Origin of the sequence: Lysinibacillus sp. FJAT-14745, assembly GCF_001275675.1 — a bacterium.
Classification (GTDB): Bacteria; Bacillota; Bacilli; order Bacillales_A; family Planococcaceae; genus Lysinibacillus.
On the sequence record NZ_LITM01000017.1, the window covers coordinates 157,889 to 166,948 of the forward strand.

Annotated in this window: 11 protein-coding genes; 2 read left to right on the forward strand and 9 right to left on the reverse strand. The window is 34.8% G+C overall.

Annotated elements, in window-relative coordinates; genetic code table 11:
- Positions 1-3 precede the first annotated feature (3 nt).
- Genes AMS59_RS22835 through AMS59_RS22845 form a run of 3 tightly spaced genes read right to left on the reverse strand, consistent with a single transcriptional unit; the run spans position 4 to position 1,243 of the window.
- Positions 4-486, reverse strand: a complete 483-nt coding sequence (locus AMS59_RS22835) for a GNAT family N-acetyltransferase (protein ID WP_053485993.1) — start codon at positions 484-486, stop codon at positions 4-6.
- An 11-nt stretch (positions 487-497) separates the two neighbouring features.
- Positions 498-845: a DUF3147 family protein gene (locus AMS59_RS22840; protein WP_053485994.1), complete on the reverse strand. Its 348-nt coding sequence runs from the start codon at positions 843-845 to the stop codon at positions 498-500.
- Positions 845-1,243: a MarR family winged helix-turn-helix transcriptional regulator gene (locus tag AMS59_RS22845; RefSeq protein ID WP_053485995.1), complete on the reverse strand. Its 399-nt coding sequence runs from the start codon at positions 1,241-1,243 to the stop codon at positions 845-847. The genes AMS59_RS22840 and AMS59_RS22845 overlap by 1 nt, the downstream gene beginning before the upstream one ends.
- A gap of 409 nt (positions 1,244-1,652) precedes the next feature.
- On the opposite strand from AMS59_RS22845, the gene AMS59_RS22850 reads away from it, so the two are divergent.
- Positions 1,653-1,949, forward strand: coding sequence for a hypothetical protein (locus AMS59_RS22850; RefSeq protein WP_082337723.1), 297 nt, complete (start codon positions 1,653-1,655; stop codon positions 1,947-1,949).
- A 59-nt stretch (positions 1,950-2,008) separates the two neighbouring features.
- Here AMS59_RS22850 and AMS59_RS22855 read toward each other — a convergent pair whose 3' ends face one another.
- Both AMS59_RS22855 and AMS59_RS22860 read right to left on the reverse strand, forming a co-directional pair.
- Positions 2,009-2,881 (reverse strand): HD domain-containing protein, encoded by an 873-nt coding sequence (locus tag AMS59_RS22855; RefSeq protein WP_053485997.1) that lies wholly within the window; start codon positions 2,879-2,881, stop codon positions 2,009-2,011.
- A 295-nt stretch (positions 2,882-3,176) separates the two neighbouring features.
- Positions 3,177-3,809 (reverse strand): class I SAM-dependent methyltransferase, encoded by a 633-nt coding sequence (locus AMS59_RS22860; protein ID WP_234007891.1) that lies wholly within the window; start codon positions 3,807-3,809, stop codon positions 3,177-3,179.
- Between the two features lie 463 nt (positions 3,810-4,272).
- Between AMS59_RS22860 and AMS59_RS22865 the strand changes: the two genes are divergently transcribed.
- Positions 4,273-4,923, forward strand: a complete 651-nt coding sequence (locus AMS59_RS22865; RefSeq protein WP_053485999.1) for a FusB/FusC family EF-G-binding protein — start codon at positions 4,273-4,275, stop codon at positions 4,921-4,923.
- 280 nt (positions 4,924-5,203) lie between these two features.
- Here AMS59_RS22865 and AMS59_RS22870 read toward each other — a convergent pair whose 3' ends face one another.
- The 4 genes from AMS59_RS22870 to AMS59_RS22885 all read right to left on the reverse strand — a co-directional run.
- Positions 5,204-6,475, reverse strand: a complete 1,272-nt coding sequence (locus tag AMS59_RS22870) for an oligosaccharide repeat unit polymerase family protein (protein WP_234007892.1) — start codon at positions 6,473-6,475, stop codon at positions 5,204-5,206.
- Between the two features lie 309 nt (positions 6,476-6,784).
- A complete protein-coding gene (locus AMS59_RS22875; protein ID WP_053486001.1) occupies positions 6,785-7,207 on the reverse strand; it encodes a hypothetical protein in 423 nt (140 codons plus the stop codon).
- A 191-nt stretch (positions 7,208-7,398) separates the two neighbouring features.
- The gene (locus AMS59_RS22880; RefSeq protein WP_053486002.1) at positions 7,399-8,145 is read right to left on the reverse strand and encodes a hypothetical protein; all 747 of its coding nucleotides are present in this window, start codon (positions 8,143-8,145) and stop codon (positions 7,399-7,401) included.
- A 330-nt stretch (positions 8,146-8,475) separates the two neighbouring features.
- A partial coding sequence (locus tag AMS59_RS22885; RefSeq protein WP_234007893.1) for a hypothetical protein occupies positions 8,476-9,060 on the reverse strand: 585 nt, incomplete at its 5' end.

A 9,060-nucleotide genomic window follows, 5' to 3' on the forward strand; every position in this document is an offset into this window, starting at 1 on the left:
TCATTATAAGCCAGATTGCTTTACTAATCGTATTTCATCACGTATTGGAATCCCATCATTGCCAATTAAAGGAATTTCAGGTTTATACGCTCTTGCTTGCTCGACCGCGTTTTGTATGATTTCGACTAAGTGATAACCTCGCTTTTGATAAAATTTTAACGCATGTAAATTATCATTTGTCGTAATGAGGGAAATCATTGTACAGCCTTGTTCGAATGCATTTTGTTCAACTGCTTGTACAAGCAATGAACCGATGCCCTTTCCCTCTACAATACTATCAAGGGAAATAATTTCACATTCTTCAGCACGAATAATATACGTCACGAGACCTAAAATTGTATTTTGTTCATCTATATAGGCAAAGCCATCTAATTTGCTACAATCATAAACTCCGCTAGAAATGACCATTTCTGTACTTCCCCAATGTTCTGTAAAAAACTGTACCACCTGCTGTTTGGATAATTGTTGAATAAGAATTACTGTCATAAATTAATCTCCTAAATAGAAATATTAAAAACACCAGCAATGGCTTTTTGAATACCAAGAAATACTGCCCACGAAACAATCCCTAGTCCAATGGCAAAAACAATATGGATTGAGGATTTCATCGCCATATAAATAACAAAGAGCATGAACATAGTTGCTGGTAGTCCAACGATTACACTATAAGTAAATCGCTGAATATGCTCACTCGATTCACTTTGCACTGTTAGCCAAATAATACTTAAAATACTAACAAGTGGTAGTGCTGCAATCATGCCACCATAGGAAGGAAATCTTCTAGCAACTTCTGTTACGATACCGATTATGGCTGCCGAGCAGAGAATTTTCACAAGTGTATACATTATTTAGACACCTCACTTAATAGACGAAATGCCTGTAAAATGGCTTGTTGTTCTTGTTCTGATAGTTGATTTAATGCATGTTGTAGTTTGTCATCATCTAATTCTGTGTTTTTCTTAACGATTTGAAGCCCTTCAGCTGTTAAATGAAGAATTACTTTGCGTTGATCATCAATGGCCCGCTCTTTTTTCACCCAGCCATTACGCTCCAGTTTTTTTACATGTTCAGACGCTGTATTTTGAGAAATATTCAGTAACCCTGCAATATCACGAACAGTTACTTCATCTTCCTTTTGAATCATCTGTAAAATACGCACGCTTTGATGCGAAATTGAATCTTCATGCGTTGTATGTAGATGGTAGAAAATCGATGTAAAATAGTTATTTAAATCTTTAATCATTAAATTTGCTCCTTCTAATGTATCGCCTTGTACGATTATATCGTAATTATCGATATATTTAAAGAGATTTCTTTACACATTCTTTAAAATTCTAAATAACAGTAGCCATAATATCCCCAACGAATATGGAAATGCACTCTTCCAATACGTAAGTTTTCTTTATTCGAAGGATTGCTTGTTCCCAAATAAAGATAGGCTTTTTCTTCGGAAACTGTCCTCAACCCTTTCAACTAGACCGGAATATTCTAGTTATCTTTGATAAAAGACTATCTTTCTCGGCTTCTTGCTAATTATTCAAAACAAGTACTTGTAAGGAGTTAATCGGTAAAGTATTATTACACTATTCCGAATTGAAAATCGAGGGTTACAAATGTTATATTTTCTTTATTTTATTGTGGGCGGCACTATAATGGTAATAGCATTGCTGTTAAGTCAATCAAAATATCTATTTTTATCCGGCATCATTACAGCATTACCTATTCTGACGCTCATTAATATGGGAATGCAGATGAAAAATATGAAGGAAGATACTTTCCATAGCGTTTTACAAAATACAGTGTTCGGGGCTGTAGGTATGTTGCTTTTTACGGTTCTCGCATTTGTATTAACTAACTGGTTTAAACCTAGCATTTCCGTCATTAGCTCTCTTGCAGTTTATGCAGTTTTTATGTTATCAGGTAAATATATTATGTCGATGTTTACATAAAGCGAAGGGCTGTCATCTGACAGCCCCTTCCTTGTTTTATCGGAAAATTCCCGAGAAACTTATAAAATTTTCACAAACACACCCTGCTGAAATTTTTCCTTAGCAGCTACATTCATTTCTCTAACATTTTCTAACAATTCGCTTGCCCTTATTAATTGATTCTCATGGTAAAGCAAAGGATCGATAAGTCTAGTTTTATTCTTTTGATGAATATCAAATTCTGTTTGATCCACCCTCACTTTTACATTTGGATGAAGCTGTTTTAAAAGGCTTTGTACTTGCCTATCATTAGAAGATTTCATCAGTTCAATTAGTTCATGATCTTCCTTAAGAAAATCAGTGAGCGTTATTATCTTTTTATCTAATGCTAACTTTAGCGTTTGTGCCAACTTATCATAGGCATAAATATTTAACGGATCCATAAAGAAATCAAGTACTTCTTGATAATATGTTTTCACAAACCATTCTGCACGTTCAAAACTTTGAAGACACATCTTCCCTTGGTGAACAATAATATCATTTAAAAATAGTTGTATTTCTTCAAGTGAGGCTTGTCCATATGTGTACATATCTCTTAAAGTATAATCTACTCGATCTGCGCATAAATCAGGAGCTGGTTGTTCGAGCAAATTCCATGTATTAAATAGCAGATGTTCATAATCATAGTTATACTTTTTTAGGATAATAGGAATTTCTGAATTCATGATCACATTCATAAATATTTCTTCATGATAATCTTCAGCTTTATTGTCAAGGACGAAATCAATGACATGCGAAAAAGCAGTATGTGAAACATCGTGCAATAAACCTGCAATCTGCTCCTCTAAAGAGCCACCTAGCTGTTTAATTAACAGCATGACACCAACCGAATGCTCATAACGTGTTACATTCCATCGGCTATTTACAAGATAACTTGCCCCACCTTGATGAATCCCCTTTAACTTCTTTCAGCAGAATTCTCCCTCCTCTATAGGTGATAAGATGTATGCGGGTTTAAGTTATCTTTCAGCGGGTGCCCAACACCTGCTGAAAGAAGTTAAAGCCTCCGGCGGATGTCACGGAATCGGAAAGGAGTTCTTTGTGCAAGCACAAAGCCGATTCCGGACGCAATTATGCCGAGGCATAATTGATCCTCTGCACCGGCTTACTCGAAATAAGTTCCGCTAACACATCATCTATCTCAAATTCACCATATAAATAATCAAAAATAATCATGTAAGCATCTTCCTAAGCAAGATTCGAAAGTACAAAAACTCCACCACAATGCGAGATTGGGTAAAATTCTAATTGGCATACTCCTTTTAATAAGGAACTAATTTCCTCATGGACAAAGTAAATTTCATCATCATCCCAATAATCAATGCTTTCTTGACGACATTTTTCAAGCTGCCCTCTTGTTTCAAACGCGATATCGCCAATAAAAATTTTGCCTGCGGGTGTTAGTTGCTGCAATAATGCTGTAATGTATTGCACTTTCATTTCATCAGAAAAATGATGCAGCGCATAGGTGCTAATAATGGCGTCATATTTTTGATGAAGGAGCTCTGTTGGCAGCCCTTTTGCTAAATCCCACTCCATTAAGTTTGCATCAGGCATTTTTTCTTTGGCGATTGCGATCATTTTCGAGGAGAAATCGAAGCCATTGATCATATGGCCATTATCATAAAGCTTTGCCGTTAACACCCCTGTGCCAAATCCAATGTCTAATACAGTCGATTTTGGAATGGACATGACCTCGTTAAAAATCGTATTTAATACAGCTTTATATCCTGCAAAAGGATATTGATTGCTTTCTTCACTTAGCTGAACCGTTTTATCATAACCATCAGCCCATAAATTAAATCCTTGTTGATTTAACATAATAGTTCCTCCTATGTTTTCAATCGATGACGAGTTTGGAAGGTCTATTAGTACTAAAAAAATCCCTTGTTAGTTACTAACAATCCCTCTCCAAACATATACATTTTCATGACCGATAACCTGTTTCATAAAAATTCCCCCTTTCAAAAATTCAAGCTCATCATCAACCTATGCATATGACATACGTTTTGTAATGAACAAATATTAAACTATTATAGCAAATATTACATATAATAGTTATTGAATTTTCAAACTTTAACTAATTCCTAAAAAATGCTATGATAAGGATAGTTTTCTTTTCAAGGAGGAATCGAAATGGACGCATTCTTTTGTAATGCTTGCTCTAGACCAAACACTTTACAGGTCAAAGAGGTCTAGAAAAGTTAACGCAAATAACATAAATGAATGATCTCTTTAGGCCATAAACCTTTATTAAAAGCCTACTTTATAGGAGTGAATTCAAATGGAAAAACAAACAATTCAGCCGTTTTTAACGGTCGCCAACTATCATTTACTTGAACAGCAAATGAATAAAATCATACTAACACTTGCAACGACGAAAGATAAGGACGTCATTCTTGCCGTACACGGTATCGTTGACAGCGAGATCACAGCAAAATTAGCGTTGTCCACTGAGGAAGCTGAGCTAATTGAACAGCTTTTTGACGTGACAAATCGTGCACAGGGTGATGCGTATTCAGAGCAATTAAAACTATACGTCATCCCATTCAAAGCAGTCACTGCAAGCACAATAAAGAGCTTGTTTAAAAAGGAAAAAAAGCTAAAACTACCGAAGCTTGAAGAAATGGATTTTCATGAGATTTGTTATTTAGCTTGGGATGATCCTGGAACACATCGAAAATATGTCGTGCTGGAACAAGATGAAAAGCTAAAATCGATTAAAGGCACATTCTCCAATGATACAATTCGTGGAATATGTGCAATATGTAACCGCCATTCCGATGTAGGCCTATTTACTACGTCTGTAAAAGGGCAAATCGTTGGAACGTTCACGAATTATAGTAATTACATTTGCGCAGATAGCCAAACATGCAATCGACATGTAACGGATATAGAAAAAACACAAGCGTTTTTCGAGCGCATCACTCAATAAAGTGAAGCAAATCAGTGGGGTATTGTCATCCCACTGATTTTTAATTTTCACCACGTGCTTTATGTGCAGTTATTAAGGGATAAAAATAAGCCTTCTCCATTACGGGGAAGGCCTTTTATCATTTTTTTATTTCATTTACAATTTCCTTCAAAATTTCATTTCGCTCTCGTTGTAGCTTCACCATTGATATCGTAAACCAAATGAAAAAGGCTATTGGCAAAATGTAAAAAAGTAATATTGGAAAAATAGCAAGACCACTCATAACTGAATCCTCTTTTCATTAAACTTGAGATTGTCCCTGATCCACTTTCATAATCGACGATGCAATGATGACAAAGCCGAGCATTAAAACAAAGATTAAATCGAGTAAACCTGTATGCATAGACACCGTAAATACCGTAATAGTAAATGCATAGGCGACAGAATGGAAACTACGAATGCCCTCCTGCTTCACTTTATTATAAAGAAGCGAAATTAAAGCACCGTATAAAAAGAAGCCTATTGCTACTAATAAATAGCCCCCATCTAAAAATAATTGACCGATAAAGGTTGGTGTCGTTGTGCGATTTTCACGTGTAATAACCTTACCCTTCTCCACACTCACGGAATTGACAACCTCCGTTACCATCATACGAGGTGAAATTTGCTCACCAGGTAATACCGTACTAAAGATCCCTTTATGGACTTCACCGTTTAAATAACCGTTCTCCTGTGTATACTCAATAATCGTACTTAACACAATATGTCCTGTTACACTCTCTTCATTTAAAGCACGTACCCATAATGGCGTCTGGTTTACCTTTTGCTCAGCCGTTAACAGCTGCTCTCTTGCCTCTTCCGTTAGCTCCACATCTGGCTGATCTCTTCTATTAAATTCTAATGATCTGTCCTCCGTTAACACACGAATAAAACTAAACATTGAGAAAGCTACACCAATTACTAACAGCGTTGTTAAAAACCAAGATAGTTTCACACGTTTTACTACGTAGTGAATAATGATGAGCCCTGTAAATAGCATAATAATTAATGGTGTTCGATAGGCTACTAACACGAATAAAAACATTACTACTGCATAGATAGAACCGTAGATAAACGCTTTTTTCCATGTCATATGCTTTTCCAAAATCATTTTATAGGATAGCAGCAATAAAGCTCCAAACCATAGTAATTGACTAAAGAAGTTCAGCTTCGGATTTAGATTTCGGCGATTTGACTCATCCGAAATACCAAGGCCGCTTCCAAAAACCATCAATATGTACGAACATAAACCAAGTAACGTAAGAAACACGATAAAATGAATCACATATTTACCTAAAAACGACAGACCAAATGAAGGAATTGTCCATTTCATTTTGTCAATAACGTAAACACCTATGTAATAACAAATAACTGCTAGAATAACTGCCGGCCAAATGGAAACTTGTAAATTGAACATTTCAAACCTATGCCAATCAAACATGCTCGTGAAGAAATAGAGCAGTAAAATAAATGGTAAAAAGAAGTATGGTGAAAACGTATCGATTTTATTTAATTTTCTTAAAAATTGTTTCATATCCTTCCACATCCCAAGATGCTTTCTCCCCCAAACTTTATATTAATTTCCAATAATGTAAAACAAAAATAGTATATCATATCAACGGATATTTTTGCATATACACTTACTATTTTTGTTAGTATTTTGAAATAAATTGAAGATAATTAAGGAACTTATCGAAGTATTTAATGCTCAATAAGCATTTTTTTGAGTACATTTAACTCCTTAAAATAAAGTTGTGCGGCATCAGAAAATCGACTTTTTTAAAATCAGCACGATGAACATAAAAAAATACCTTTTTTCACAAAAAGATTCACCTTCTAACCTCTAATTTTCCAATGCTTTTTTTATTATCATAAACAGATCTTTAACGGATTCTTCCCCCTGTATTTTATAGGTTTTGTTATCAAACAATAGTGTTCCATTTTCATTAATAGAGAATTGGTAGAAAGCACTGTTTTGAAAAAAAACGAACACATATCCTTCCATATAAGAAAATTTTGCGTTAGTCCGTTTTACTTCTAACCCCTTCAATGCCTGTTTTAAAGTTGGAAAGTCAGGATTATTTTTATCAATGTTTGTCATAGTTATCGTTGATTCATCCAAGATACTAATCTTATTTTCACTTAAATTATTTGTATGGAGAAAAGTTTTTACAAGGTTTTTAGTTTTGTATTCATTAAAAAAATACACTGATACAGCTGCTATTAAAAAGCAAGCGATAAGTCTAACAATTAATTTTTTCTTCATTTAAAGTAAATCCCCCTAAAAAATATTAAAACGTTTTTCGGAATTTAAGAACCCAATGGCCACAGTACTACGATAATAAAAAATACTATCCATTTTTGACTACAAAAAAGAAGAGGTCACAATGCTTTACTAAAGACCTGATGATGAAATATTAAGGAATATGTGCTCTTTAAAAATATTAAAATTGTATTTTATTCATTATCCGAATCATTTGCTCTGTTCAATCTATATCGTTTTGTCCATTGAAAAAAGGCAAATATACATAGTAAAATACCAACGATCGCTGAACCGAAAGGAAACATTAACGGGAATAATAACGTTGGGTAAACAGTTAATATATCTGAGTAATAGCCCATCATCATTAAACCTGTACCTGAGTAACCAATTAATCGAACAGCAAGCGGATTTTCTTTTCGTGATTGATACGAAATTGCGTCTTCTTTCACGTTCCCTTTTTCATCAATCCAAATAATTTTCCACTTACGGTCGTCCATATTAGTATCGTCATCAGTCAGTCGCTGGACGATAGCAATCTTTTCATTAACAGTCAGTATATCGAGCCACGAATAATATCGACTACCTCGATCCCGATTCGATAACCAAACTTCATCCGCAGATGTCACTTCTTTGTTATCTACAAAAAGGTGAAGTTTCACAATATCACCGGCTTCTACACCTTCTTCTTCATCCCAAAATGTTAAACTCGCCTTTTTACCAGTCGGTTCCTCTTTAATTTCTATATGTCGTCCATTTACTTCGATTTCCTGAAGATCAATCGTAGTGGGAAACCCCTGTTGTTCTTCATAAACCTGTTCAATCGAATACTGGCTATCAATTTTCCATCCTATGTATTCCTCACGCGCCATAAAAAATAATGGTATTGATGAAAGAACTACTAAGAAAAGACCAATCTTAAATATATTTCCATGCTGTTTCACTTCATGTCCTCCTACGAATGTATCTTATCGAATTTATTTTATTCTTACATAATATTGTATTTTATACAATTAACACCGACACAACTTCTATAGAATCAATGCTTGTTTATTAAGAGAAGTGAACTACTCCTTATCCAATGGTTCAAGACTGTTACCGTACAACTTAATTCCCTCTTCATCTCTTCTATCTTCAGGCACAGCTTACTCAGTTTAAATAAACAATTAAAGGAAAAGTAATACCATTCCACATCAAGCTTTGGACTGAAAAAATGAAAACGAGTAAGGCGCTTTTCTGCACCCCGTACTCGTTTTAAGGTTTTATCATTTAATTTAATTTCCGAAAAGGATAGCCTTCATATCACCATAATGAAATACCATGGAGGGATCTGCAACAGAAAGGCCAGGATTTGTAGGATGGGAAAGGCCAGCTCCCCCAACTACTTCGATTTCAAGTTTTCCACGTAATGGGCGTTCTCCTACTAAATAATCGCCTGTAGATTTAACATGAAGGATTCCATTTACAAGAGAACTTATATCAAATTCCAATCGAGTACAACTCCTTGGAGGTATAACAGTTGACGGAAGACCTTCTAGAAAAGGTTTTTCTTTCTCATTCGTTATAAAAGGAAGTGATATTCCTTCCATTGAAAGCTGTAAAGAAGGGCAATATTCAATCACAACATCAGCCTCTAGTGGTTTACTTGTAGGGTTTTTAATAAGAATCACAAGTCGATTATTAGGCTGTCCAACTGTAGCTTCAAATGGAACTAGAAATGGTCCTGTAGTAATCGTATACTTTCTAGTTTGACATGTTGATGTTTGATTTGACAATGATTCACCTCCCTCTATAAATGTTGATATATCAACGGTTTGACCCGCTTTTAAGATTGATAAAAAATTTTTTATCGCAATTTT

Excerpts from the sequence above, each read along its gene's own strand:
- AMS59_RS22835 (WP_053485993.1), bottom strand. The coding sequence starts at position 486 with ATGACAGTAATTCTTATTCAACAATTATCCAAACAGCAGGTGGTACAG.
- AMS59_RS22840 (WP_053485994.1), bottom strand. The coding sequence starts at position 845 with ATGTATACACTTGTGAAAATTCTCTGCTCGGCAGCCATAATCGGTATC.
- AMS59_RS22845 (WP_053485995.1), bottom strand. The coding sequence starts at position 1,243 with ATGATTAAAGATTTAAATAACTATTTTACATCGATTTTCTACCATCTA.
- AMS59_RS22850 (WP_082337723.1), top strand. The coding sequence starts at position 1,653 with ATGGTAATAGCATTGCTGTTAAGTCAATCAAAATATCTATTTTTATCC.
- AMS59_RS22860 (WP_234007891.1), bottom strand. The coding sequence starts at position 3,809 with ATGTTAAATCAACAAGGATTTAATTTATGGGCTGATGGTTATGATAAA.
- AMS59_RS22865 (WP_053485999.1), top strand. The coding sequence starts at position 4,273 with ATGGAAAAACAAACAATTCAGCCGTTTTTAACGGTCGCCAACTATCAT.
- AMS59_RS22870 (WP_234007892.1), bottom strand. The coding sequence starts at position 6,475 with ATGAAACAATTTTTAAGAAAATTAAATAAAATCGATACGTTTTCACCA.
- AMS59_RS22875 (WP_053486001.1), bottom strand. The coding sequence starts at position 7,207 with ATGAAGAAAAAATTAATTGTTAGACTTATCGCTTGCTTTTTAATAGCA.